Origin of the sequence: Flavobacterium algoriphilum (genome assembly GCF_048158655.1) — a bacterium.
In the GTDB taxonomy this organism is placed as follows: domain Bacteria; phylum Bacteroidota; class Bacteroidia; order Flavobacteriales; family Flavobacteriaceae; genus Flavobacterium; species Flavobacterium algoriphilum.
In genome coordinates, this window is record NZ_JBLNKY010000003.1 from 275,844 (window position 1) to 301,213 (window position 25,370).

General features: G+C 30.8%; 25 protein-coding genes and 1 pseudogene. 2 read left to right on the forward strand and 24 right to left on the reverse strand.

Translation table 11 applies throughout. The annotated features are described in order from the left end of the window. Positions 1-337: 337 nt before the first annotated feature. The 24 genes and pseudogenes from ACM55G_RS08260 to mnmE all read right to left on the reverse strand — a co-directional run bounded on the left by ACM55G_RS08260 (position 338) and on the right by mnmE (position 23,375). Positions 338-985, reverse strand: a complete 648-nt coding sequence (locus ACM55G_RS08260; protein ID WP_416843427.1) for a nucleotidyl transferase AbiEii/AbiGii toxin family protein — start codon at positions 983-985, stop codon at positions 338-340. Beyond that, positions 985-1,482 (reverse strand): helix-turn-helix transcriptional regulator, encoded by a 498-nt coding sequence (locus tag ACM55G_RS08265; RefSeq protein WP_282730038.1) that lies wholly within the window; start codon positions 1,480-1,482, stop codon positions 985-987. The genes ACM55G_RS08260 and ACM55G_RS08265 overlap by 1 nt, the downstream gene beginning before the upstream one ends. Before the next feature lie 318 nt (positions 1,483-1,800). Beyond that, positions 1,801-2,382, reverse strand: a complete 582-nt coding sequence (locus tag ACM55G_RS08270; protein WP_416843429.1) for a TIR domain-containing protein — start codon at positions 2,380-2,382, stop codon at positions 1,801-1,803. A 2-nt stretch (positions 2,383-2,384) separates the two neighbouring features. Beyond that, entirely contained in the window at positions 2,385-3,086 is a 702-nt protein-coding gene (locus ACM55G_RS08275; RefSeq protein WP_416843430.1) for a TIR domain-containing protein, read from the reverse strand. A gap of 3 nt (positions 3,087-3,089) precedes the next feature. After that, positions 3,090-3,554, reverse strand: coding sequence for a TIR domain-containing protein (locus tag ACM55G_RS08280; RefSeq protein WP_416843431.1), 465 nt, complete (start codon positions 3,552-3,554; stop codon positions 3,090-3,092). Between the two features lie 5 nt (positions 3,555-3,559). After that, positions 3,560-4,159 carry an SLOG domain-containing protein gene (locus ACM55G_RS08285; RefSeq protein ID WP_416843432.1) on the reverse strand — a complete coding sequence of 200 codons (600 nt, stop codon included), beginning with the start codon at positions 4,157-4,159 and terminating at the stop codon, positions 3,560-3,562. Continuing rightward, positions 4,141-5,328, reverse strand: coding sequence for a toll/interleukin-1 receptor domain-containing protein (locus ACM55G_RS08290; protein ID WP_416843433.1), 1,188 nt, complete (start codon positions 5,326-5,328; stop codon positions 4,141-4,143). Before ACM55G_RS08290 ends, ACM55G_RS08285 begins: the two co-directional genes overlap by 19 nt. Positions 5,329-5,490: 162 nt before the next feature. Then, the gene (locus ACM55G_RS08295) at positions 5,491-6,756 is read right to left on the reverse strand and encodes a DUF6161 domain-containing protein (protein WP_416843434.1); all 1,266 of its coding nucleotides are present in this window, start codon (positions 6,754-6,756) and stop codon (positions 5,491-5,493) included. Positions 6,757-6,864: 108 nt separating this feature from the next. Then, on the reverse strand, positions 6,865-7,056 hold the full coding sequence (locus ACM55G_RS08300; RefSeq protein WP_416843435.1) for a hypothetical protein: 192 nt from the start codon (positions 7,054-7,056) through the stop codon (positions 6,865-6,867). Between the two features lie 11 nt (positions 7,057-7,067). After that, positions 7,068-7,874, reverse strand: coding sequence for a hypothetical protein (locus ACM55G_RS08305; RefSeq protein WP_416843436.1), 807 nt, complete (start codon positions 7,872-7,874; stop codon positions 7,068-7,070). 24 nt (positions 7,875-7,898) lie between these two features. After that, on the reverse strand, positions 7,899-10,775 hold the full coding sequence (locus ACM55G_RS08310) for a type I restriction endonuclease subunit R (RefSeq protein WP_416843437.1): 2,877 nt from the start codon (positions 10,773-10,775) through the stop codon (positions 7,899-7,901). Positions 10,776-10,777: 2 nt separating this feature from the next. Further along, the gene (locus ACM55G_RS08315) at positions 10,778-11,347 is read right to left on the reverse strand and encodes a hypothetical protein (RefSeq protein ID WP_416843438.1); all 570 of its coding nucleotides are present in this window, start codon (positions 11,345-11,347) and stop codon (positions 10,778-10,780) included. A gap of 12 nt (positions 11,348-11,359) precedes the next feature. Further along, positions 11,360-12,580: a restriction endonuclease subunit S gene (locus ACM55G_RS08320; protein WP_416843439.1), complete on the reverse strand. Its 1,221-nt coding sequence runs from the start codon at positions 12,578-12,580 to the stop codon at positions 11,360-11,362. Continuing rightward, positions 12,580-14,073 (reverse strand): type I restriction-modification system subunit M, encoded by a 1,494-nt coding sequence (locus ACM55G_RS08325; RefSeq protein WP_416843440.1) that lies wholly within the window; start codon positions 14,071-14,073, stop codon positions 12,580-12,582. The genes ACM55G_RS08320 and ACM55G_RS08325 overlap by 1 nt, the downstream gene beginning before the upstream one ends. 376 nt (positions 14,074-14,449) lie before the next feature. Beyond that, positions 14,450-14,695: a hypothetical protein gene (locus ACM55G_RS08330; protein WP_416843441.1), complete on the reverse strand. Its 246-nt coding sequence runs from the start codon at positions 14,693-14,695 to the stop codon at positions 14,450-14,452. A 182-nt stretch (positions 14,696-14,877) separates the two neighbouring features. Further along, the gene (locus ACM55G_RS08335) at positions 14,878-15,267 is read right to left on the reverse strand and encodes a DUF5712 family protein (protein ID WP_416843442.1); all 390 of its coding nucleotides are present in this window, start codon (positions 15,265-15,267) and stop codon (positions 14,878-14,880) included. Positions 15,268-15,293: 26 nt separating this feature from the next. Then, positions 15,294-16,400 (reverse strand): annotated as a pseudogene (locus ACM55G_RS08340) (DUF5712 family protein); the annotation flags it as partial. A 4-nt stretch (positions 16,401-16,404) separates the two neighbouring features. Then, complete coding sequence (locus ACM55G_RS08345; protein WP_416843443.1) at positions 16,405-17,079, reverse strand: BfmA/BtgA family mobilization protein; 675 nt, start codon at positions 17,077-17,079, stop codon at positions 16,405-16,407. A 166-nt stretch (positions 17,080-17,245) separates the two neighbouring features. Then, positions 17,246-18,106, reverse strand: a complete 861-nt coding sequence (locus ACM55G_RS08350) for a toprim domain-containing protein (RefSeq protein WP_416843444.1) — start codon at positions 18,104-18,106, stop codon at positions 17,246-17,248. Positions 18,107-18,337: 231 nt separating this feature from the next. Continuing rightward, entirely contained in the window at positions 18,338-19,534 is a 1,197-nt protein-coding gene (locus ACM55G_RS08355; protein WP_416843445.1) for a primase-helicase family protein, read from the reverse strand. 88 nt (positions 19,535-19,622) lie between these two features. Next, positions 19,623-19,910: a helix-turn-helix transcriptional regulator gene (locus tag ACM55G_RS08360; protein ID WP_416843446.1), complete on the reverse strand. Its 288-nt coding sequence runs from the start codon at positions 19,908-19,910 to the stop codon at positions 19,623-19,625. Positions 19,911-19,997: 87 nt separating this feature from the next. After that, positions 19,998-20,705 carry a hypothetical protein gene (locus ACM55G_RS08365; protein WP_416843447.1) on the reverse strand — a complete coding sequence of 236 codons (708 nt, stop codon included), beginning with the start codon at positions 20,703-20,705 and terminating at the stop codon, positions 19,998-20,000. 4 nt (positions 20,706-20,709) lie between these two features. After that, the gene (locus tag ACM55G_RS08370) at positions 20,710-21,837 is read right to left on the reverse strand and encodes a tyrosine-type recombinase/integrase (protein WP_416843448.1); all 1,128 of its coding nucleotides are present in this window, start codon (positions 21,835-21,837) and stop codon (positions 20,710-20,712) included. 149 nt (positions 21,838-21,986) lie between these two features. After that, on the reverse strand, positions 21,987-23,375 hold the full coding sequence (mnmE, locus tag ACM55G_RS08375) for a tRNA uridine-5-carboxymethylaminomethyl(34) synthesis GTPase MnmE (RefSeq protein ID WP_416843449.1): 1,389 nt from the start codon (positions 23,373-23,375) through the stop codon (positions 21,987-21,989). A gap of 178 nt (positions 23,376-23,553) precedes the next feature. Between mnmE and ACM55G_RS08380 the strand changes: the two genes are divergently transcribed. After that, positions 23,554-24,384, forward strand: a complete 831-nt coding sequence (locus ACM55G_RS08380; protein ID WP_416843450.1) for a universal stress protein — start codon at positions 23,554-23,556, stop codon at positions 24,382-24,384. A 109-nt stretch (positions 24,385-24,493) separates the two neighbouring features. Continuing rightward, a complete protein-coding gene (locus ACM55G_RS08385; RefSeq protein WP_416843451.1) occupies positions 24,494-25,327 on the forward strand; it encodes a universal stress protein in 834 nt (277 codons plus the stop codon). Positions 25,328-25,370 lie beyond the last annotated feature (43 nt).

Consider the following 25,370-nt stretch of genomic DNA (forward strand, 5'->3'; position numbering starts at 1 on the left):
AAATTAATATTAATTTATTGAGTTGTTTTTATTGGCCAAAAAAAAATTTTTTATATCTCAAATTTTCAGGTACATCTGAGGTATAAATTTAATCAAAATAACACATAACATCCAAAACATAATAAAAAACATAATAAAAAACATAATAAAAAACATAATAAAAAATATGGTTAAAATATTGATTATAAATATTTTAACTAGATTTTTTATTATGTTTTGTCTGCTACTTTCCGATACAATAAGTAACAATCCTTGTTTTTAAAGGGACCAGAAGGGCAGAGGTGTACAAAAGAGGTACTATTTTTAATGAAATAGCTATTAAAGGCGACAAAACAAATTATGTTTTTTTAAACTTAAGAATGATTTCTTCAAAATCTTCTTTAATAAATTCCCAATATTTACCTTTAAAACAAATAGGATTAAAATCTAGATCAGCTTGTTGAAAGGATGTGAAGTTTTGGATTATTAATTCTCTATCATGTGTATAAGGATATCTTTGCTTGTGCAAATCTAACATTTGACTGATATCATAAGATTCAAGTAAATCATGTAAATCCCAAAAGTCTTTTTTTCTTCCCCCTCGTTGCACAACATCTATTTTCATAGCAATAATCTCCTCAATAGTTGCCATTCTAATACCATCAACTTCAATGTAGGGTTGAATATAAGTGTCTGTGTAATATACATCCAGCTTTATTGTGTTTTCTTTATTTTCTCCAATAAAATAAGATTTTCCCATTGCTGGAATTGTATTTAAAAAGTCTACATATTGAAAATTTTCTTTTAGATAGTTTTCAATCGCATTAAAATCTAATGTTCCATACTCTGAATCACTAAATAGATCAATGTCTATTGATTCTCTATGGCCTATTTGTAAACTCAATGCTGTACCACCTACGAGCCTAAAATCATTGAATACATGGGATTGCATTAATTGTAGTAAACTGTTTTTCAGTAAATCATTTACAGTATTATAGTGTAACATTATGCGCTTTCTTTATTATTGTAAATAGTGTACGGTTTACGATTACTTTGTTCAAGCGCAGCTTTTACGATTGCAATTTTATAGAAGTGTTTAATTTCTTCTTTTTCAATATCATTACCACGTTCAAATATTCGTTTAATAACAGCTACACTTTGTTTTTGCCAATCAATTTTAGAAATATCAGTATCCCAAAATAAAGATTTTCTTAAAAGAGTTAAGTCTGGAGTATTTTGCTTTGTTTTACTTTTTTCATCTTTGATGTCAAAATAGGTTTGCAAAAGAGCAAGAGATCCTTCTTCTAAACTTAATTTTTCTTCAATTTTCAAAGCCAGAGCTATATTGAGTTTCCTTCTGCCTTTAGTGATTGCATTTATTGTTTGTGGATGTTCACCAATAGAAAGGGCAAAAGGACGTTGTGAAATCGCTTTTTTCTTAAGTAAGCGTTCCAATATTATTCCAGGATGGATACCTTTGTATTTTTCTATTAATGTATTCATAATACAAATGTAAACAATTTTGTTTACACCATTGTAAAGACTATCTTAAAATTAGTATTTTGGCAAAATTGATTTAGAAATAATATTCGAATAGGTATAAAATAAAAAAAAAATATTCTCCGCAAAAAATGCGGTGATTAAATAGTTTAATCACCGCATTTTTTTAATTTACATTTCAAGGATAGTTTTAATTCAGTCTATTCAAAGCATAATTTATTACCTAGAAATAACCTGCTTTTCAGAAATCTCTTTGTATATCCCAGTGCTATTTATTTCTTTATTAAATAAATTTCTAGAATTTGTATTTATTTAAAAGTTTTATTTTGATTGTAGCCAATCTTTTAAACTCATAACTTTATTATTTCCATTTACTGTAGGGAAAACAACGTAAACACCTTTATCTCTGTAATTTCCATTGAAATACTGATAATACTCAATTTCATAAATATATGGGTAAATTTCTAAGTATTCTGAACCTGAAAAATCTGAGGAATCATTTTTAACAGGGAGTATTGCTATATTATTTATGTATTTAGCAGCATCTCCTAATCCTAGTTCCCAATTACACCATTTAGAATTAATAGCACCTTCTGTAGCTAATAAAAGAAACTTTTCATTCTCTTTTATTTTTTCTTTAATTCTGACAGCTGTATTACCAGATGTTGTTTTTGGCATTCCTTCATCAAGCCAATCAACATAAACTTGAACTCCATGATTATTCAAAAAAGAGACAGCACCTTCTAAATTTTCTAATTCATCATGTTTATGCGATAAGAAAATTTTAGTTTTTAAGAATTTTGATTCATTTTTAAAATTTCTCAAACTTTCATTCAAACTAAGATTATAACTCTTTGTTGATTTTCTGTAACCTCTCAATTGTGAAACATTAATTAAACTCATAATTAATCTAGATTTATATGAACATCATACTGTTCTTTATTGTTTTTTATATTTATTGCTATATCTATGTAATTGTTATAATTTGTTCCAAACATAAAATTACTCCACTTTATAGTTTTAAAAAAAGAGGGTTCATCTGTTATATGGATTTTTGTTTCATCACATTCTCTAAATTTTTTCTCTTTGATATTGAAAGTATTATCTTTTAATAATTTAAACAATTTCCCTGTGAAGTTAGTTACGCAATTACATTCTGTATTATGTTTATAATACCAGTCGTAAGTACCTGTTTCATCTGGTAAAATAACTCCAAGAATTGCATTCATTTGTTTAGTATAGCCGCCCGTAGGTACTGTACGCAATGAATATGATACTTCCCAGGGAACCCATTGGTCCTTTTCATTATCACTGGTCTTCATGCCTTTAGATACTAAAACAATTGTAACAGAACTTTGTCTAATTTTATTTTTTAAGGATGTTTCAATAGCCTCATCTGAGAAATTACCCAAACTTTCTCCGTCCTTTTCGCCAAGATTTATATGATCCTTTCCTATTTTATCTTGAAGCAAGTCAACATAATCTCGAGCTTTTGTATTACGTGAAATATAACCAAATTTTCCTTCTTTCAGAACTAAACGTTTTTTTTTCAAATCTTTAACCAGTTCATCTGCATATTTATATGAAACAAATATTTTTCTTCCCATAATTTAGTTATATTGATTTCTTATTTTAATTGCATTTTCTACAAGTTCAGAAATATTATTTTTTATATCATTATACACATATTGACTAGACGAATAATCCGATTCAAAAACTGGGATATGACTCGGAAATGGATTTTTTCCTTTAGTAGACTGTTTCCCATATACATCTTCCAGTTTATGCACGAAAATTCCACAAACAGCTTTTCCTAATTCCCAAGCCTTTTTTATTTCATAACCAACCCATTTTCGTTCGCTAGTTTTCTCACCAATTAAAACTACTAAACATGACTTGTCTTTAAGATTATTATCTATCCATGCTTTAATTATAACATCACTTTTAATCTTAACCTCTTCCCATTTATTTCCATTAAGAGGTTTATCATCTTCAACCGCACCAATATTACGGACTTGTCCCGCTCTCCAATTATCATTATCAAAATGAAAACTATAAAATACTTTTCTTGCCATAATTATTATATTTTATCAATTAAATATTTTTGAAACAAGGACATATAACCATAATCTTTTACAAAGCGCTCATGTTTTTCTTCTTCAGGTAAAATACTATCATAAATAATTTTTGTAGCTGCACCTGTACTAGCAATTGGGAGTATTAAAGAATTTGGATGTTTTTCCTTGAACATTTTATATTCAACTTCAATTCCATCCATTCCTCCAATAAAAACAGCCGCTGAGAATTCAGATTCTGAAAGCATTCTTTCTCTCATATGAAGAAGACTTTTATCTCTATCATTTTCAACAATATCTGTAAGAACTATATTTTCAAATTTATTGTTATCAGCTAGGAAAAACTTTTCGAACAACCTAGATTGGTAAATCGTTACATGTTTTTGAATATTTAAATCAAGTTTATTCATCACATAATAAATCAACGGTGTAATAGATGGGTGTCCTCCCCAAATTATTCTATGATGTGGCAACACAACAGTTGATAAAGCTATTACCGCATCTCTGATTGCAATAATATCTGATGTCTCTGTATATTTCGCATCTCTTTCTGGTAAGGGAACACTCGCAGAAAGGAATATATTTTTTATCTCTGTTGAAGCCATGTTTTAAAATCTTGTTTTTTTAATGTTTTTATATCTTTTTTGAAATTGTCATTTAACCAATCTAGATGATTAAGCCATTTATCTCTAATTCTTAAATCATCATATATTAATCTTACGGAAACTTTATCATGCCTATATAATTCTTTTCTTATTTCAGCAGATTGACAACTAGTTGATTGAGGAATACCTATAGTTGGAATATAAACAATTCTTGTATCGTCAATGTCTTCGGTTAAGAACTTTTCTGGCTGCACAGTTACAACCCTGCCACATTGTTCCGCTATGTTTCTAAAATCAGTTATTAAATTATCTTGTCTGGATGCTAAATTTCTTGCCCTAACTGATTCAACTTTTGTTATCACTTCTTCAACTATTACATCTACTAATTTTGATCTATCTTTATTATTAAAAATATTATCTACAAAATCATCAGCTTTTAAGATCATTGGATAACTTATATGAGAACTAGAATCAATGTTTTTAATATCGTGATTTGGCCATACCAACTGAACTAAACCAATTTGTTTTACTCCTGCTTCCGCAAATTCCTCCTTACACCAATGACTTTCTAAAAATTTAGGTGTATTAAGCAAAACAATAACGTCACAATCTGTCATTCTATGCCATAATTCATCTTGAAAAGGTTCTCCTTTTCCAATTGTATGAGTATCTAAAAAGACATCATAATTATACGATTCAAGAGCTTCGTATAATTGAATAGCAATAGAAGTTGATTCATTTCTTCTATAACTAATAAATATCTTCCTAGTACTTCTTAAAAGCTCAAAAGATTCTAAAATTATGTTTGCAATCCTATCTAATTCATTTTCTTTAAATTGAATACCGTTTTGGTTAGCTAGAATACAAGGTATTTCTTTTCCAAAAGCACCTTCCTTTGAACTGAAAAAAATTGGTAAAATCATCGTTCCATCCTTAATTAATTTTTGACAGATATCTAAATCTTTATGGTCTCCCTCAATATCTCCGAAATAAAGTCCAAATGCTGGTTGATTACCTAAGTATTCATCGGTTATATTATTTGAATCAATAATCTTCAAAATTGATTTAGGTAATCCTAAATCTTTTAATTTTTCCATTAATCTACCTAATATATGATGTTTTTCAGCTACATCAGAACCTAATATTATAAGTTGGTATTTATATTCCATAATCTTGTTTTGATATTTTTATCTAAATTTTTAAACCTTTTCCCAAGCAATACCTCTCTCAAAACATGCTGTAACAATTACTTATTATGCCTAATTTTCTTGATACTTTCATAATAAACCAACATTAACTCTTCCTTTTTAGTATCAATTTGATTATAACGTTTACTTACCCCCTGCAAATTTTTCAATTATACTTGTTGGCATTGTAGGGGATGAATCATCTTTTAATAATCCAGTATCGGCGCGGCTAAAAAGAGATTGCAAAATTAACTGGCGTTCTTGAGGTTCTATAGTCGTGTCTTTTTTAAGTGCTAAATAAAAATGGGTTAATTGTTCTCTTTCTTCAGCATCTCTTGATAAATGAAAAGAACTGAATGTCATTTTGGATAATATTTTTATAGTAAAGGCTAATAAAGAAACTATTGTGATTAAAATAATCGACCATTTTATGCCTTTAACTTTATCATTAAAAGCAGTTTCAAAATAATCTGTACCTAATGACATTAATAAAGTAAATAATAAAATTGATGCAACTACAGACACTTTAATTAACCAATTAAGATATGATTTCCCTTCAGTTTTGAGTAGTATGGCTCTGTCTTTCCAGTATTTTGCAGGTGCTTCTAATCTTAATTTTTCTTTATAGAGCTCCTCATTTATTTTTATAGATTCTTGAGCTGTAGCATAAAAATTGTCAAATTCATCTTCTATATTTTTAAACCAACTTTCATAGTTATCGTTTTTTTCTTCTTTTAATTTATCGACAGATTCAAAATGAGTTGTCAGATTTTCTTTAGCATCAGAAAGATATCCGTTTAATTGTTGCTCCGCTTCAACGATGAAATTGTTGTATTTTTCTCTTATTTGACCTAAACTTATTTTTTCATTATTTCTCCTATGTAATATTTCAGATTCCGTTTGATTTTTAAATTCATAAGCGAATAAAACCCCTGTAAAATAGCCTATACCTTTATTAAAATTTATGTTCTCACTTGTGATATAATCTATAGCGCCTTGTGTGGAATTTTGATTTTTGTTGTTTACTTTAAATAAAAAATCAGTTTCAGGAGAATCAATTAAAAAAGTATAATAACTATTCTGAATTCTTGAATTTGTTATCTCACTAACTAATTGATTCCATTGGTAATCAAATTGGCTTAAATTATTTTCCTTGAAATATTCTGATAAACCAATTATTCTCGATTTTAAAGATTCAAAATGTCTTTTGGAGTGTTCTAAGTACTCAGGAATTTTTTCAATATGATTCCAACCGATAACTTGATCATAAATAAATTTATATATGGATTGAATGCCTTTCAGTTCAATTTTTGACTCTAGATGAGGATAATTTAAAACAATATTTATACTGTTTAATTTATCCTTAATTGGACTATCATTTACAAATTTTCTATAATTTTTAATATCCATAATTAAGCAATTTAATTCTTTATTTTACTTTCTCCCTCTGCAAAACCACTTTCAAAACCAGTTACAACCTTTTTTATATGTTTATTTGAATTTATTTAAGGTTCAATATTAGCTTTTAGTTACCTCAAAATTCCCTACGCTTTTATAGGATTGTGCTTGTTTGTTAAATCCTAATCGAATTATTTCCTTTTCAATATCACTCGCATTTGGTGTCGGAATTGTTGCTGAAATTACTTGAAATTCATAACCTTTGGACATATCACCATAATTGTTTTTTGCCTTCAATTTATATACTGCCATATTATATTTATTTAAACTAATTTTTTAAAATCATTGCAAAATTTACCTAATCTATTTATCAATTCATTGCTAACCATGCTCAATTGATTGGTATGAATTAAAAGTTTGGTAGGTTTTTCTAAATCATTATAATGAACATTGATATATTCTTTATTTAGACTTTCTGAAAGCTCTTTTGAATGTTGTTCATGAAATTTTACTTGAAAAATATTCTGTAAATCAATATCAAAATCTCTCACATAATGCCCAACGGCAATAATAGTTATTGTAAAATCTTTAAAAAAAGGTTCTTTGAATAACTCTTTTCTTTTTGTGATACTGTCCTTTCTAATTTTTTTTGGAACATTTTTACTGTAGCTTCCCGTAATCTGATTAAGCTCTGTGATAAAAGCATATTCATGGAAATTGATTAATTTACTTGGTATATCATTAAAGTGGACCTTATCGATAATTTTTTGATAGTTATACCACGTTTTACTGGTTCCTCCTCTTCCTCCGATAATATCACCTGTTTCATTTCGACTTTCTACATTGTTTTTTTGTCCTTTATAAGGATATAAAGGATTGTACTTTGGTAGGGTAAACCAATTATCAATTTCTGAAAACTGGATTTTGTTGTCATAATTACTATCCCAGTCAGCTGCATTATTGATAATCTCTCTTTTATGTTGATCTGAAAATTTCAGTAGATCTATTGCCGCTTCTTTTCCAACAAGTGCTATTTTAGCGTTAGGATTTCCACTTCCTAAAAACAAATCTTTATCTTTTGCTAATTCAATTGCTTTTTTAAATTTTGAATTGTAATTTACTGTATTCATTTTCCTTTATTTTTTTTAAAATAATTACGCCATCATCCCCTTCACAAAAATCTCCACAAACTCCTTCATTTTAGCAATAATTCTATCTCCAATTACTCTTGCTTGAAGAATACTGGGTCTATGGTCTAAACACTGGAAAACTTCATCTTTTATGGGTTCTCTGCCGCTGTAGATGTAAGCATCTATTAATGCTTTGAATTGTGCTTTGTCAAGATGTTCCTCTTCACATAGTTTGCCTAGTGCTAACACTTTTTGATCTTGCCAATATTTTTCAAATTCATCGTCGATGCTGTCTCCGTCTTTAATGAACGGTAAATTTTCATCAATGAATTTCTGAATCAACTCACGTTTGCTTCTTAACTGAATATCACCACCCAATAAATCGATAATGGCTTTTCTTTGTGCAACTGCTGCCGATGATTTTGCCCCTTTCAATTGTGCTAACAATTTGAGGATATAGGCAACGTTGATTTGGTCTCTATGAATTAACTCTAATTCAAAATCAATGTCATCGAGTATCGAAGTTTTTTGTTTTTCAGTATCACGTTTAACCTTTTCGTACAAGTCTAAGTATTTGCTTTTGTAGTCTTCAAATTCCTGTTCGTCAATTAGTAAATCATCCCAATCAAAATCAGTGTAGGATTGCAATACGTTCATCGCTCGCATCAATTTTCTAAAAGCTTGTACAAAATGCGCTGTATCCTCTTCGCTTTCCAAATCATTTACGCTTTGATAGGTTGGTGTAATTTCCCGTAACAGTTGCAATGCTTCGTCAAACTTTTCTGCAATGGCTTCATAATCGGGCATGGTAACAATTTCAATGGCATCTTTATTCGAAAACAAAGTAATGGCATCGTCTGTCGCCTTTTTGAGGTTTCTAAAGGACAAAATGTTTCCTTGTGACTTCTGTTCTCCCAATATTCGGTTGGTTCTGGAATATGCCTGAATTAAGCCGTGTTGCTTCAGGTTTTTATCTACATAAAGTGTATTTACTTTTTTAGCATCGAAACCCGTAAGCATCATATTTACTACAATTACAATATCCAAACGGTCTTTCTCATGGTTGAAATTTTCCTTTTCTCGATCTTTTAAACGCTGACTGATGTTTTTGAAGTAATTCTCAAACTGCTGGCTGTCTTTGGTAGAAAAACTAGTACCATACATTTTGTTATAATCACCAATATAACTCTCTAGTTTGTCTCTGGTGTGCTTAGATTTATAGATGGTTTGCGGTTCGGCAGCTACGTCAAAATCTTCATAATTATCAGGTAGATAATCTTGGGCTTCATCTGAATCTTCATTGGTACCATAAGTAAAAATGGTGGCAATCCGCAAATCGTGTTCTCCGGCTGCTTTCTTTTGTTGAAAAAGGTCATAATATTGAATCACATTATCAATACTGCTGACTGCTAATAATGCCGAATAGTCTTTATTAAAGGTTTTTTGATCGTGATAGGCAATGATATAATCAACGATTTTATTGATTCGTTTGGCTGAATTCAAAACTTCTTGCTTGTCAATGTCTTCGACTTCGATATCGATAAAAGCATTGCTCTTGTTTTTGTATTTTCCTACATATTCAATCCCAAAACGCAAAACGTTTTGATCCCGTATCGCATCGGTAATCACGTATTTATGCAAGCAATTCCCAAATAAATCTTTGGTGGTACGTTTTCCTAAATCATTTTTAGAAGCATTTTCTGCAAATATGGGCGTTCCTGTAAAACCAATCAACTGACTTTTCTCAAAGAATTTGGTAATCCGTTCGTGGGTTTCTCCAAACTGACTGCGATGGCATTCATCAAAAATAAAAACGATTTTCTTATGTCGTAATGATTCAATGCTGCCTTTAAAACGTTCTGCAACCGCATTGTTTAATTTTTGAATCGTCGTTAAGACCAACTTCGTGTTATCAGTCAATTGCCTTACCAAGGATTGTGTATTATCAGTGACATCAACACTGTCTTTTTTGAAAGCGTTGAACTCGTTCATGGTTTGGTAATCCAAATCTTTTCTGTCGACTACAAAAACTACTTTGTACACCTCTGGCAATTCCATTACAATCTGGCTTGCCTTGAAAGAAGTTAGGGTTTTACCCGAACCTGTCGTGTGCCAAATATAGGCGTTGTCGCTAGAATTTTTAACTTGATGAATAATCGCTTCTGTAGCGAAATATTGATACGGACGCAACACCATCATCACTTTATGGGTTTCGTTAATCACGATATAATGCGCCACCATTTTGCCTAAATGATTGGGGTTTAGGAAAGCTGCTGCAAACTCGGTTAACTCGGTGATGTTTTTATTTTTATCATCTGCCCAAAAGAAGGTTTGCTTGACCGATTGTAATTTGTTATTTGCCAAATATTTGGTATTGACTCCATTACTTATCACAAACAATTGCACGTATTGAAACAAACCATGATTGCTCCAAAACGAATGCATTTGGTAGCGATTGATTTGATTGAAAGCTTCTTTTATTTCGATACCCGAACGTTTCAATTCTATTTGCACCAATGGCAAACCATTGACCAAAAGCGTGACATCAAAACGGTTCTTGTAGCTTCCTTCCAGACTAATTTGATTGGTAACTTGAAACAGATTTTTGCTATTATCTTCCGCATTAAAAAAACGAACATAAAATGAAGTGCCATCTTCCTTGGTTAATTGAAAGCGGTCACGTAGCGTTTTGGCTTTTTCAAAAACATTGCCTTTGGCTAAATGATTGATAATAGCATCAAACTCTTTGGCAGTAAAAGTGCTTTCGTTAAAAACTTCTAATTGGCTTTTTAGGTTGGAAACCAAAGCAGTATCATCCTGAATTAGTACAGACCCATAATCTAAACCACGCAATTGCCTGATTAAGTTCTTTTCTAATATCGCTTCAGATTGATGCCCCATTTTTATCTTCTATCAAATAATAATAATTCCAACTCTGCTAAGCTGTGTTTGGCAAAAGATACACTATTCAGTATTAAATCTCTGGCACTGTTAATCACTTCTAAATAATGCTTTTCATCATTAAATTGTGTCCACGGCTTTAGTGCAATTGGTTTGATTCCTAATTGTCTTGTATGCCCTATTAATTTGCTTTGAATAATTCTATCTATTGGAAAATGAGGCGGTTCCTGAATATGCCCTAGCGACCACATGTACTTTAGGTATAGATTTAATATTTTTTGAGCGATGCCAAAGTTGATTTTCCCTTCTTGAAAGATTTCTGAAAAATTAGAACTGTACTCACTGATACCTTTTATGTTTTCAACGTGCTGCTCATCGCTTACCTTTCCAGTTTTGTAGCTGTCTATAACGACATTCTCAATAAACCCTCTAGTCATGGTTTTAAAATAACCTCTTTGCTCTTCAGAAGCTGTTTTATTGTAAATGTTTGACCTTTGGAAAGCAGCTCCAAAAGTTAGCATCCAAATCTCATTTTGAATAAAACTGTGCTGTGATTCTTTTAATAATTCCATAGTTAGAGGTTTTTATACAAATAGTTGCTGCAACAAGCCTTTTTTAAAGCTTTGTGTTTGGTTAAGTTGTTGTCTGGTACTTTCTATTTTGGTATCAATACTTGATAAAAAATTAGCTATTTTTTGTTGTTCAGGAAGGGAAGGAAATTTAATTTTACATTTTCCGATTTCTCCAAGATTAATTTTTTTTGGAAAAGCAACATGAATTGTATTAGCCCATAATTCTTTTTGAAAATAAACAGATGATATATATTGATTTAAAAACGTTGAATTATATTTTTCATTTTGTTTAATAAGTGCTAGACTTACATAAAATGATGCCTTTATATCCCAATCAATTAAACGAGATGTGCCTATATCGCCAATTCTAGTCATCAAAATATCACCTTTTTCCAGTTTTACTCGTTTATTTTCTTTTTCAAATACCTCTTTTGAAATATACTTTGATTTTGTAAATTGATCTGCTGTTACATGTTCTACACTGTAAAAAGGTATTCCTGTTTCAACATAATTTGGTGTTTGATGAGTTCCATCATAATATTTTGCAACATCTCCCAACTTTTTCTCTTCCCAATCCGCATAATCATTCCCATTCTCGTTTTTAAACCGCAATTTTCCAGAGAACAATTGTTGCATTACGCCTTTTTTATATTTTTCTAACATTTTCTTTTTGCGAGTAAGTTGCTGTATTTTTTCATCGACCGCACTTAAAAAAGAAGCTATTTTTTGTTGTTCTGGGAGGGTAGGGATTGTGAAAACACAATTTTCTACAACATTCCAATCTGCTCGAGGCATTTTTGAACCACTTGATTGATTTGCTATATCTATAAATTTATTCGTTTGAACAAGTTGATATAGAAAAGAATTAGTGATTTTTACTCCTTTCAATACCCATATTTCTGAAGAACATACTCCTTCAAAAGGAGCTTGAAGATATTTTTTTAAATAAGGTCTTAATTTACCAAAAAGCACATCACCTTCATTAAACTTATTTTTTATACTTCCAGAGTTACTTCCGTCAATAAAACCAAGTAATTGACCAGTTCCTGTTTCCAGATGTTCTAATTCAATACACTTAGTAAAAGAGTTTTCTTTTATAGGATTGAATTTACCTGATTTATTAGTTGCTAATTTTCCGAATTTTTCAAGTTTCCATTCCTCATCAAATCCCATAAATCGCAATTTAGGGAGAAGAGTTGTTTTACTTTCAATAGATAAATATACTGTACTCATTAAAATGGTGTTTCAATTCCTAATTCAGTACAAAAGCTTTCAATTGTTGCATCGGTTGTTTTACCAAGGTCTGCTAATTGGCGTAATTCGGTGGTTATGGCTTTTAAATCTACAGCATCTTCTTCTTCAAATGTATCTACATAACGAGGGACATTCAGGTTATAATCGTTGGTGGCTACTTCTCTTAAAGGAGCAATATGGCTGTATTTTTCTTCTTTGATTCGGTTTTCGTATGTGCTAATAATTTTGTCAATATCCTCGGTACGCAACACGTTTTGGGTTTTCATCTTTTCGTAATGTTGGCTGGCATCTATAAACAAAATGCTTTTGGCATCGGTACGCTTTTTCTTCAAAACCAAAATACAAGTCGGGATACTCGTTCCGTAAAAAATATTAGCTGGCAAACCTATTACGGCATCCAAGTAATTCTTCTCTTTTATCAAATACTCTCGTATGTGTCCTTCTGCTCCACCACGAAACAAAACACCGTGAGGCAGAACGATTGCCATAGTTCCATTATCGGCAAGCTGGTGAACCATATGTTGCACAAAGGCAAAATCAGCTTTACTGCTTGGTGCGAGTTTCCCATAAGCTGAGAAACGGTCGTCGTTCATAAACAAAGGACTTGCACTCCAATTTGCAGAAAAAGGAGGATTAGCAACAATGGCTTCAAAACGCATATCAAAATGCTGTGGGCGCTCTAAAGTATCTTCGTTTTTTATATCAAATCGCTTGTAATGCACATCGTGCATAATCATATTCATTCTGCATAAGTTGTAGGTCGTAGGGTTCATTTCCTGACCGTAAAAAGCACTTACATTGTTCACCTCTTTCGCTACTCGCAACAACAAAGAACCAGAACCACAAGTAGGGTCATAAACACTCTTTAATTTGTCTTTTCCAACGGTTACCAATTGTGCTAAAACACTGCTTACTTGTTGTGGGGTGTAAAATTCACCTGCTTTTTTTCCTGCGCCACTGGCAAACTGTCCTATTAAATATTCGTAAGCATCGCCCAGAACGTCACTATCGGTATTTTCCAAATCAAAATCAATCTCATCTAAATGAACTAACACTTTTACAATCAATTCATTTTTGTCGGCTTCTGATTTTCCTAGTTTGTGAGAAGTTAAATCCAAGTCGGAAAACAGGTTGCCAAAATCTTCTTCGCTTTCAGAACCCATAGTGCTTTGCTCAATGTGCGTGAGTACTTTGGCTAAATCACCAAGAATGAAATTATTTTTTCCGCCAGCGTTTCCTCTTCGTGCTAATTCCGAAAACAAATCAGCTGGTTCTAAGAAAAAGCCCAATTTATCAATGGCGAGTTGTTTTATTTCCTGCATCAAAAGTGCTTCATCAGGATGTCCTTCTATTTGTTGGAAAGTTAAACCGTCTGGTTTAAGGATGGTGTTGGCATACAAATCCATTTTAGTACTAAGGTACTTGTAGAAAATAAAACCTAATATGTAATCTCTAAAATCATCAGCATCCATCTTCCCCCGAAGGGTATTGGCTATATTCCAGAGTTGTTGTTCTAATTTTTGTTTTTGTTATGCTGCCATTAAGCAATTATTGTTTTTGAATTTAATAACTGCTAAAGTATCGAATATATACTGAAGTGTAATCAGGAAAACCGTAAATAATAAAGAAATATCTTTCTTTTAGTATGTTTTTAGTTGTTATTAAGTTATTCTGGGACTATAAGCTAGTAGCCGAAGTCGGTTTGGATGGACATGCTAACTTAGCAATCACAGAAAGTTCTTGCGTATTTTTTCTGTTTCTACGAGTGCAAATGTGCAGTTTTTAAGGGTAATTACTGAAATTAAAAGCACACACAAAAAAAATTCAACCGAAGTAGGACTTTAAATTTTATTTAAATAACTTAAACATTGCAATAACAATTCCTATAATTGCGAGTATTTGAATTAGACTTATCCAATAAATTTTTTGAGTTAATCTATTTTTAACATCGCTTAAACCTTTTATTAAATCTTCTTTTGATGCTAAATATCTAATATTTTGTTCTACTTTTTTATCAATTTTAGATTTGATGTTAGCAGGTAAACTTTCTTCTTCTTGATTTTTAACAAATTTATTTGTGTATTTTATTTTCATACGCCTTTTTTTTTCTTCTAAATTAAATTCATTATTGATTTTGGACATGCTAACGTAGCCATCAAATAAAGTTAAGAAATAACTTTTGATTCGGCTCCATTTCTAAATAAAAATCTTATTCTAGTTTAGAGGTTTTCCGAAGCTTAAAACTTTTGAACTAAAAATTGAGGACAATAAAGCGATTAGTAGCCCATATCCTTTCCCATATCCATAACTTTTCTAACAACTTTTATTGACATGTCAGTTATAGATTTTGGAAAACTAGTCGGTATTTTCGCAAATGGAATATGCTCTTTTATACTTTGAATAGGGTTCAATTGTTTCTTTACCTCATTTAATCCTGTGTGCTTCATTATGAAGTTTTTAGTCTCGTTTTTTACTCCACTGGATATTTTATTTCCTCTTTCTTTTTCGGACTTTTCAATATTGTAATTTTTCTTTCTATCATTAAAATATTCATACGATTGATGAATGGGTCTGGCATACTCGAAATTTTTATCAAAGGTTTGCTCTGCCGTTTTAAAAAAAGCACTGCGATTAAAACCAACTTGGTTTTTCCCAGCCAAAAGCATTTTATCCCTGCGGATGCCAGGGGGGAAAGAGATATTTTATCCCGAGTATTTTGGTTGGTTCTGTCGTGCCTAGACACTAAAACGTGTACGTGGTAGTTGTCGCCACCTTTCAACGTGTCGTGTTTGATGACTTCTTTGGTAAATGGGTCTCTGTTTAATTTGGCTTCCAATTCCTTTATTTTTTCAGGATTGCTTTTTTCAATTTTGATTTCTCGTAAAAGTTCCTTGTTCCTTATAACTTCCCTGTCTTTGTGGTTGTAATGCCTTTGTGTCTCTACTTTTCCGTACCAAAGTAAATCATCGCCTGTAAGCTGTCTTTTGCTTAAATTGAACCCTTTTTGATTAGCAAGGTCTTTGTATATATCCTCTTTTTCAGTTCCGTATTCTTTCTCAATAGCTTCATTTATTTTGTTATTATATAATGTTTTAGGGATTTTATACGTTCCGTTTTTTTGTTCATGTAGAAGTGTTTTTGGAATAGAAACCTCTTTGTTTCCAAAACCTTCCAAATTCATTTCAACTTTTAAAGATTTTTTGTTTTCCGAAATGATTTTCAAATCCTTCAATTCCTTCCACTCCTTCGGATTTGTATTTTCTTTTATCTCAATTCCTCTTTCTTTCAAATAGTCTTTGTAAATTTTATTTGTTTCACTTTCTAGGGCTTTCTTTTCCTCATTGTTCGGAAGCTTGTTAGAGTTAATGTAGATCTCCCTTTCGAAATTTGAAGCGTATTCAGACATAATATTTTTGGTGTAAAGTTTCAATTGCATCTTGATAAGTTCTTGTTTGCTTTCTTCGTAAATAGGACTGTTTTTATCGTATTCCCTTTTGGTTAATTCGACAACCGCAATGTTTTTAAGGTGTTTTAGTTCGTCTTTACTTGGCGAAATATTCAGCATGTAGAAATTTGATTCGTTTAATTTGCGAGAGCCCCTATTTGAATCGATATCATCTTTCACATCATTCATTTTTAGGTTTTGCAAAGGTTGTGTCTCTGAATATTCTTGATTGAAAAAATTCTCCTGCAGTCTTACTTTATCCGTGTCAATTTCGTTCTCTTTATTCAAATATTCGACAAGCCCCGAACAATTAGAACTTGATTTGGCATCGTGGGCGATAAATTTTACATTCATGATTTTATCTGTTTCGATTAAAGGCTTCCACGTATTCTAAAATTCTTTTCCAATCTTCAATATCCCATTCAATAACTACTTTGTCCTTACCAATCAACTGCTTCTCTATTTTTGTGTTTTCCTTTATAATTTCGTGTAATTTCCTGTAAAATCTTAAATCTTCATTTATCCCTTCTATACTTTTTTGCATGGAGTTTAACTGTTGGTTCGTGGAAGATAAATCCTGTGTAAGGCTGATAATTTTTTTATTTTGTTGCGAAATTATGTTCGGCTCTTCAGCTTTCTCAATCAAACTTCCATTTCTTTTATCAATTGATTGATCGATTTTATTTTCAAAAAGGGTGTTTATTTTTCGACTCATGGGAGTTAAAATATCTCTCTCGTTTGACTTTAAAATTTTCACGTTCTCTTTTAAATTTTCTTTCAGGTTTTCATTTATTTCTATCTTGAAATTTTTTAAATCAGACTTCAATTCAAGAAAATTTTTCAAAAACACATTCGAGATTTGTTCGTTTGGAGATATATTATTTCTCTTGAAAAAATAATGGACTTGAGAAATACACTCGTTAAAAGTTGGGAAATCGTAAGTCTTTTTTAACCAATCGAGTTGGCTTTTGCATTCACGGCTAATTCTTATGTTTACATCCTTCTGCATGTAATTATGGCTACTATTTTCCATTGTAAAGTGTTGATTATAAGTTTTGTTTGGTATTTGGTTAGTAAAAATGGAGTACGAATGCACGCATTCATCGAAAGTATATTAAGTTAAATTATTAAAAATCAGTCAGTTGTGTTTTGGATTGTCGCATAGCGCAATCCCCTCTTGCTCCCTCATATCTTCATATTCAATCTTTAATTTCACCGCCATTTACCAACCATTCATTTAGGTCTTTAAATCCATAAAAAAGCGCTCGACAATCTTTCGTGTTTTCATATCTTTCCATTACCAATAAAGAATATTTATCTCCTGTCGTGTCATTATCTAAGTACAATTCTATAAAATCGTAATTACTCAAAACCGAAATATTCGTCACTAACAATGCCACCGAATTTAAAATCAAATAATCCGATTCCTCCATTATTAAATTTTCCCGAACTTGTATAAAAGATAAATAGTCAAAAAAACCTTCGTAAATCCTTAGCGTTTTTGATTCATTGTGGATTAGCGATATGTTTTTCTTTAGTAAGCAGAGTTTTGCAAATTTAGACCTGATTTCCCATCCTTGGCTTTTATTTTGAAATCCTAAAGCGAAGTAATTTTTTTCATTTATTTTGTAGTGGATTTCTTTGAGCTGTTTAATATTTTTGAAATTATGTATTTGTCTACTTTTTAGATATTGAATTAAAGCGACATGTTGAACCGGTATTATTTTTTCAATATGATTAGTACTATTCAGTTCCTTAGTTGGTGTTTCAAAAATTTGCTTTTGAAAAGAAAAAAAAGTATCGAATTTTTCTAGGTAACTCAAAGCTTCATTAACACTAAATCCAAACTTTTGAATTACGAAGTCTATAACGTTCCCGCCTTTCTGGTCTCCGTGGTCAAACCATCGATTAATTTTTCTATTGAGCTTAAAAGAGGCTGTTTTTTCAATTCTAAAAGGGGATAAATACCAACTTTCATTTTCATTTGATTTTGTGGGTTCACATCCTAAATTTTGAAGTACCTTTTCTATTGAAATTTCTCTTGCTTGAGTCGAATTCATGGTTATGTGTTTTTATAGGGTAAAAAATTGCAAAAAAATGATGATTTGATGACAGAGCATCCTTTGGTCAATGTGGTAAAGGGATTGCGTTGTCATCATTTTGTCATCATGTCATCATTTTTGACTTCTTTTTTTTGTTCGTCATCATTTTTCTGTCATCACTTTCATTTTTGATGACAAAATGATGACAAGATGAAGCCTTGTGAATATAGGGCTGAGACTATGTTGTCATCAAATCATCAATTTTTCGAGTAAAAAAATCCTAGAAATTGAATAATGTCTTCCTTTGGATAGATTTTGATAAAAATCTAAATCTATTGTGACTGTTATTTTTTGGTATTTATTAGAGTTAGATGCTGGGACTAATTTCCAATTTTCACGAACGATTTTTTTTATTTCAGCAGCATCATATTTTATCCTGAATTTGTTCAAAATATTCAATAAATCTGAGAAACAAAATTCTAAAATTTCAATATCTAAACTTTCCATCGTATTCAATAAAACATTTGCTAATTCAGTTTCAATTTTGCTCGAATTATAGCGTACCAATTTTTGCAATGCTTTAGTTTTAATCTGTTGTGGAGTAAACCACATTCGAGATTGATTTTCGGTAGATAATTTTCTATTTGTTAGAAAATGTAGAAATGCAGGAATTTCGTCGGTTAGTTTTTTTAAGAAATTAACATCCTCTTTTTGGTAACGATTTACTTTTATGATCCAAAAACGAATTTCATCTGCATCAATTTTAATAAATGAAGTTTCATTATTAGAACAAAGGATAAATTTTCCAAAAAAGGAAGCTTCTTTTTTGTCTTTTCCTTTGGCTTCTGTTTTATGTGTATTGGTCGTAGAAAGGTATTTTATTCGTTCTGTGAGTTCATCAGTCTTAAACAAAACTTCATCAATACAAATCAATAGTTTTGAACTCCAGTCGGAGTTAAAGTTTGAAGTAAAGTCACTATTAGTTAAGAAAGTCAGATTGTATTCATAGATTTCTTTTAACCACTTTAGGAAGGTTGATTTTCCGGTTGATCTTTCTTTACTAATTAAACATAAAATGGGTAAGATTTGGGTTGGTTTTAAATAAAGCAACTGCAAATAGTCAATTCCTAAATCTAGTTGTTCACCAAAAATATGGGATAAGAAAGTAAGTGTATGGGTAATATCTCCTGCTGAGGGCGATTTGCTTATTTGATGATAGGTGTTGTAATAATCTTGTACTCTTTTCTTAAAGTGTTCAGGACGATTTTCAGGTGTACAAATAAAGCCATCAAATCTTTCAATTTCTGAAAGGAGATTTTTACCGTGATCTTGTCTTATCAATTCTGCTGACCAAATTACTAAAATCTCGATAAAATCACCTGAAGGAAAGGGATATAGGGATTTCTTAAAATAGGTAGTTCCTATTCTTAAATACATGTTTTTCATTATACAATATGGTTTTATTGTATCTTTGTCAGACACAATATGGTTAGAGTTAAAATAAAGCGTTACAATTCGGCGGAATTGAACGCTTTTATTTTTTTACAGAGTTTGTATAATTAATAGCCTCTCGTTCGATTTGAGAAACTGATTTTGACTTGTTTTGTAATAACCATTCATCTATCTCTGTTTTAGTAAAAAAGAGAGTTCGATTATTTGGCTTCGAGTAGGGGAGTATATTATTATGTACTAGTTTGTATACATAACTTTTTGAGAATCCCGTGTAATTTACAACATCATCAACTGTGAAGATTTGTTTGCTTGTCCCAATTATAAGTTTCTCTAATTGGGTTAATTTTTGAATAATTGCATTGCTTTCCATGAGTAGTGTTTTAGTGTTACTGTGAGTCCAAAGGACACTAAAAACAACTAGTTCAGGCATTACAAGTATTACTTGTGTAATGAAAGTTTATTTTGGAAAGTTATTGAATATCGTTTTTAATTTTATCGCATTAGAAGAATCACGAAGATATTTACTCGCTTCATTTCTGACAGAACCTTGATTATAAGGTAGATTTGTTTTAGTTAAAAAAAAGATTATAAAATCATTTAATTGAAATTCTTTTCGCTTTTTTATATCTAATTTATTTATAATATATTCGTGTAAAATATATAAGTCCTTCGCAGTTAAGTATACACGTAATGGCTTTGCTAAAAAAAATGTAGAAAAGTAATCTTTCTCAATATCCTCATCAATAATAGACTCTTTTCTTAATTCATTATATAAATAACTAAGTTGGTTTTCATTTAATAAGCGATTAAAATTTTTAATCGTTGGTTCTTTGGGAGAAATTAAACTGTTCTTGGCTCTTTCTGCAAATCCCATTCTGTGAATTAAATATATTGAGATTGTTAAAAAAAACAGTGTTGTCATATATAAAATTGTCAAATACAATTCGTTTGAAGACGTCATTAATATGCGACCTAAATAGATGCTTAAACAAAAAAATGCTAAAAATGAAGCTGCAATTATTCTATCGTAATTAGAATTCCAAGTGATTTTTTTATTTTGAAAATATTGTATGATTAAGGGATAATAATATGTCAAAATTAAACCTAGTTGTACTAAAATATTAATTAAAATTGATACAACAATAATGTAGCTTATAATTTCCATTCTTTTAATTATTAATGTTAGGGATTAGATTAGCGGCTTCTTTCATCTTAGAATCAATGATTTTAGCATAAATTTCGGTTGTTTTTAATTCTCTATGACCAAGCCTTTTTGAAACGGTGTAGATATCGGCTCCGTTTTCTAAAAGTAAGACAGCATTGGTGTGTCTGGCGCTATGAAATGTGATGTGTTTTGTTAATCCAGCTCTCATACACCATCTTAATATTTCAGCATTAAAATGAGCTCCATATTTCAAGCCTTTAAAAACACGTTCTGAAGGACTTTCTCTTTCTCCGAGTAGTTTTCTTGCTTCATCTGAAATATATAAATATTCTACACCATCTGTTTTTTCTTGTCTAAAATTTACTCGGCTAATATCTCCTTCATCTCTTACTTCTTTCCAAACAAGTGTGTTTATATCAGACCATCTTAAACCAACCAAACATGAAAAGATAAAAGCTCGTTTTAAAACATCATATTTACAAGTGGCTTTATTAAGGGCTACTAACTCATTATAAGTTAGATACTCTCTTTGACTTTCTCCTTGCTCAAATCCTTTTACTTTTTTGACGGGATTCATTGTAAGATAGCCATCTTCAAAAGAGGCTCTTATTGCAGCTTTGAATTTATTATAATAAGAATATTTTGAATTCTGAGCTAATGGAAGATCGCTTTTAGTTCTAGCATCTTTGTCTAGATAATTTCTGTATGCTTTTACGAATTCTTCATCAACTTCATCAAAAGTTATATTTGGATTGCAGAATCGTTTAAGATGAAGAAAGGAAGCTGTCCAATTCCCATAATTTTTTGGAGAATCAACACGTTCTTCCGCTTGATTACTATAATATTCTAAAAATAAGGTTTTAGATTTTGTATTGTTTTTGATGTCAAATTTGCCTTGAAAGTATTCGGCTTTTCTGATTGATAATATCTGTTCGCTTAAAGTATCAATTTCTCTATTCTCCTTTTTTTCACCGGCAATTTTCGGATCTTGATGTGGATATAACTTTAGATACTCAAAGTCTCTCAAATGAATACGTTTGCCAGCTGCATTAACAGTTGATCCTTTGTAGTATTCAAGATATAAACTATATCTACCATTTTGCAATTTCTTCTTCTTTAAACTAATTATCATAAGGTGTACATTTTTACACCTTATTTTTGATAAGGTGTACTTGAAGTGTAACAAATGTATAAATTAAAGATAATATAAGAAAGTAAAAATACTGCTAAATCAATAGGAGTCAACTAAGAGAAAGTATAAGAAACTTAAAGAAAGTGTGTTTATTTCCCGATACAGAAATTAGCAAATATATTCCCTAACAATTCATCATTAGTAACCTGACCGGTAATCATCCCAAATTGATACAATGCTTCTTTAATATCTAATGCCATCAAGTCGCTGGATAGATTGGTTTCAAGACCAAATTTGACTTTTTGAATTTCGTCTAACGCTTTTAGTAAGGAGTCGTAATGTCTTGTATTAGTTACGATTGTTTCGTTATTTCGTAATGCACCGGTATTTACAAACGAGAGCAATTGATTTTTTAAATCTTCAACGCCAAGTTTTTCTTTTGCAGAAATAAGTAAGATTTCTGGAATTTCAGATTTTAGATTCAGGATTTCATTTTTTTCTAATTTATCGGCTTTGTTGCCAATAATAACAAGCGGTTTCAATGGAAATTGATTTTTAATTTTTTCCAGTTCCACTTTCAACTTTAAACCTGAAACTTTAAACTGGGAACTATCAAAAAGAAAAACGACAACTTGCGCTTGTTCAATTTTTTCGAATGTTTTCCGGATTCCAATGCTTTCCACTACATCTTCGGTTTCCCGAATTCCGGCTGTATCGATGAATCGAAAACCGATTCCGCCAATAACCAATTCATCTTCGATTGTATCACGCGTAGTTCCGGCAATTTCCGAAACAATGGCGCGCTCTTCATTCAATAAAGCATTCAGCAGCGTTGATTTCCCTACATTGGGTTCACCCACAATTGCCACAGGGATTCCATTTTTTATCACGTTTCCTACCGCGAACGAATCGATTAATCGTTTTAGAACAAATTCAATTCTATTTAATAATTCATGAAATTGGGTTCTGTCTGCAAATTCTACATCTTCTTCGGCAAAGTCGAGTTCGAGTTCAATTAGTGAAGCAAAATTCAAGAGTTCTTCTCTCAGTTTAGCTATTTCATTAGAGAATCCACCACGCATTTGCTGCATCGCAATTTGGTGGGAGGCTTCATTATCACTTGAAATTAAATCTGCAACAGCTTCTGCTTGAGATAAATCCAGTTTTCCATTTAGGAATGCTCGTAATGTAAATTCTCCCGCATTTGCCATACGGCAGCCTTTTCGAAGCAAAAGCTGGATAATTTGCTGTTGGATATAGGTAGAACCATGACAGGATATTTCTATTGTATTTTCGCCTGTATAGGAGTTTGGACCTTTAAAAATAGAGACTAAGACTTCATCCAAAGTTTTGGTATCATCAATAATATGGCCTAAATGTAATGTATGGGTTTTTTGCTGTAATAAACTTTTGTTTTTAATGGATCGAAAAACAGAATTACCAATAAGTATGGCATCTTCGCCAGAAATTCGAATTACGGCTATCGCTCCTGCTCCAGATGGAGTTGCCAGTGCCACTATAGAATCGTGAGGTATCATATTTTTATATCAATTTTATGCAAAAGTAAGTAAAACATAGAAAGCAACAAGATTCCATTATAAAACCATTAACTTTATTTCTAGTTAAAACAAGAGTATACAATAATTACTCTAATTAATTTATTTTTTTATTGTAATTTTATGTAGATAATTGGCTAACAATTAATTAATTGGTATCATGAAGAAAATTCTATTTCCAACCGATTTCTCGGATGTTTCTAAAAATGCATTCATTTATGCATTAAAATTAGCTGATTCCATAAATGCTGAAATTATTACCTTGCATGTGTATCAGTTGCCACAAGCTAATTATATTAATATTTCGAAATATTTGCATGAAGTTTATGATGTCGCTGAATTGAGTAATTTTGAAAATTACAAAGATGAGGTTCCTGTTTTAAGAAGCATTGCCGAAAAAAATAATTTGCATCATGTTAAAATTAGCCATGTTTTGATTTTGGGAAATTTAATTCATGAAATCAAAAAAATGAGTAAGGAAGACACTATTGATTTTGTGGTTATGGGAACTAAAGGTGCCACCGGATTAAAAGAAACTTTTATGGGTACGGTTGCAACTAAAGTTATGAATGATGTAAAAACTACGGTTTTGGCAATACCGGAACACTGCCAATATCAAGCCATAAAAAAAATACTTTTTGTCACTCAATTTAGAACCGAGGATATTGAATCATTGAAAAGGATTGTCGTATTATCTAAATTTTTTCAAGCACACATTGATTGTTTGCGCGTACAAACTTCCAATCATGAAAACAAAAATGACACTATGGAAGACTGGAGTCAAATTGTTAAAAATCAGAATATTTTGTTACATTCCATAATTGGAAATGATGTAGAAGGAATTATTTTGAATTTTATTGAATTGCATAAAATCAATATGATTGCAATGCATGTCTATCACCAAAATTTCTTTGAAAAATTATTTAAAATTAGTCTTTCTAAAAAATTAGCATTTCATATCAATGTACCTATTCTTGCTATTCATGAATGAAATTAATTTAGATCACTTGATATAAGTGTTGTCTTTATTTTTTATTATAAATACCCGATAATTATTATAATTAGCTTTGATAAATAAATCATTTTAATACTAATCGATAATGAAAAGAATTCTATTCCCAACAGATTTTTCTGAAGTGGCTAGTAATGCCTTTGTACATGCTTTAGAATTTGCAAAAATAGTTCAGGGTGAACTCATTTTATTGCACACGTTTGAATTACCTGTTTTTGATAATCAGTTTTTTCCTGAGAATTTCATGGTCATTTATGATTCATTAGAGTTATCCCAATTTAAAATGTTTAAAGAGGAGATTTCAAAGCTTCGCGCTATAGCTGAAGAAAGACATCTTGATAAAATAAAGATGACCCACAGACTTATGGATGGTGATTTGCTTTCTAATATTAAAAAAGCAATTAAAGAAGATAAAATAGATTTTGTTGTGATGGGTACTTCCGGAGTTACTGGATGGGAAGCTTTTTTTGTAGGAAGCAATGCAGGTTCTGCCATAATAGGGATTGATGTTCCTATGTTATGTATTCCATTAGAGGCTAAATTCAAAAAAATTGAAACTATTGGATTTACGACACGCTTTAGAAATAAGGATAAGAAAGCACTTAAAACCATATTGGATATTGCAGAAAAGACAAAAGCTAAAGTAAAGTGTCTGTATGTAAGAACCAGTGATTCAGATGTTTCAAAAGATACAATAGAAGAATGGGAAGCAGAGTTTATGGAAAAACGAATCGAATTTTTTATAATAACCAGTGATGAAATAAAGGAAACCATTTTGGACTTTGTTTTGTATAAAGACATCGATGTGCTAACGATGCTTACCTATAAAAGAGGTTTTTTTGAAGGGTTATTTAAACCAAGTTTTACTAAAAAAGTAGCAACTAATTTTGATATACCAATTTTGGCCATTCCTATTGATTAAAGAACTCTTAATTCTAATCTTTGAATAAAAATAGTATCATTTG

Bases quoted from the DNA above. Each gene is read 5' to 3' on its own strand.
- ACM55G_RS08260 (WP_416843427.1), bottom strand. From the start codon at position 985: ATGTTACACTATAATACTGTAAATGATTTACTGAAAAACAGTTTACTA.
- ACM55G_RS08265 (WP_282730038.1), bottom strand. From the start codon at position 1,482: ATGAATACATTAATAGAAAAATACAAAGGTATCCATCCTGGAATAATA.
- ACM55G_RS08270 (WP_416843429.1), bottom strand. From the start codon at position 2,382: ATGAGTTTAATTAATGTTTCACAATTGAGAGGTTACAGAAAATCAACA.
- ACM55G_RS08275 (WP_416843430.1), bottom strand. From the start codon at position 3,086: ATGGGAAGAAAAATATTTGTTTCATATAAATATGCAGATGAACTGGTT.
- ACM55G_RS08280 (WP_416843431.1), bottom strand. From the start codon at position 3,554: ATGGCAAGAAAAGTATTTTATAGTTTTCATTTTGATAATGATAATTGG.
- ACM55G_RS08285 (WP_416843432.1), bottom strand. From the start codon at position 4,159: ATGGCTTCAACAGAGATAAAAAATATATTCCTTTCTGCGAGTGTTCCC.
- ACM55G_RS08290 (WP_416843433.1), bottom strand. From the start codon at position 5,328: ATGGAATATAAATACCAACTTATAATATTAGGTTCTGATGTAGCTGAA.
- ACM55G_RS08295 (WP_416843434.1), bottom strand. From the start codon at position 6,756: ATGGATATTAAAAATTATAGAAAATTTGTAAATGATAGTCCAATTAAG.
- ACM55G_RS08300 (WP_416843435.1), bottom strand. From the start codon at position 7,056: ATGGCAGTATATAAATTGAAGGCAAAAAACAATTATGGTGATATGTCC.
- ACM55G_RS08305 (WP_416843436.1), bottom strand. From the start codon at position 7,874: ATGAATACAGTAAATTACAATTCAAAATTTAAAAAAGCAATTGAATTA.
- ACM55G_RS08310 (WP_416843437.1), bottom strand. From the start codon at position 10,775: ATGGGGCATCAATCTGAAGCGATATTAGAAAAGAACTTAATCAGGCAA.
- ACM55G_RS08315 (WP_416843438.1), bottom strand. From the start codon at position 11,347: ATGGAATTATTAAAAGAATCACAGCACAGTTTTATTCAAAATGAGATT.
- ACM55G_RS08320 (WP_416843439.1), bottom strand. From the start codon at position 12,580: ATGAGTACAGTATATTTATCTATTGAAAGTAAAACAACTCTTCTCCCT.
- ACM55G_RS08325 (WP_416843440.1), bottom strand. From the start codon at position 14,073: ATGGATGCTGATGATTTTAGAGATTACATATTAGGTTTTATTTTCTAC.
- ACM55G_RS08330 (WP_416843441.1), bottom strand. From the start codon at position 14,695: ATGAAAATAAAATACACAAATAAATTTGTTAAAAATCAAGAAGAAGAA.
- ACM55G_RS08335 (WP_416843442.1), bottom strand. From the start codon at position 15,267: ATGCTTTTGGCTGGGAAAAACCAAGTTGGTTTTAATCGCAGTGCTTTT.
- ACM55G_RS08345 (WP_416843443.1), bottom strand. From the start codon at position 17,079: ATGGAAAATAGTAGCCATAATTACATGCAGAAGGATGTAAACATAAGA.
- ACM55G_RS08350 (WP_416843444.1), bottom strand. From the start codon at position 18,106: ATGAATTCGACTCAAGCAAGAGAAATTTCAATAGAAAAGGTACTTCAA.
- ACM55G_RS08355 (WP_416843445.1), bottom strand. From the start codon at position 19,534: ATGAAAAACATGTATTTAAGAATAGGAACTACCTATTTTAAGAAATCC.
- ACM55G_RS08360 (WP_416843446.1), bottom strand. From the start codon at position 19,910: ATGGAAAGCAATGCAATTATTCAAAAATTAACCCAATTAGAGAAACTT.
- ACM55G_RS08365 (WP_416843447.1), bottom strand. From the start codon at position 20,705: ATGGAAATTATAAGCTACATTATTGTTGTATCAATTTTAATTAATATT.
- ACM55G_RS08370 (WP_416843448.1), bottom strand. From the start codon at position 21,837: ATGATAATTAGTTTAAAGAAGAAGAAATTGCAAAATGGTAGATATAGT.
- mnmE (WP_416843449.1), bottom strand. From the start codon at position 23,375: ATGATACCTCACGATTCTATAGTGGCACTGGCAACTCCATCTGGAGCA.
- ACM55G_RS08380 (WP_416843450.1), top strand. From the start codon at position 23,554: ATGAAGAAAATTCTATTTCCAACCGATTTCTCGGATGTTTCTAAAAAT.
- ACM55G_RS08385 (WP_416843451.1), top strand. From the start codon at position 24,494: ATGAAAAGAATTCTATTCCCAACAGATTTTTCTGAAGTGGCTAGTAAT.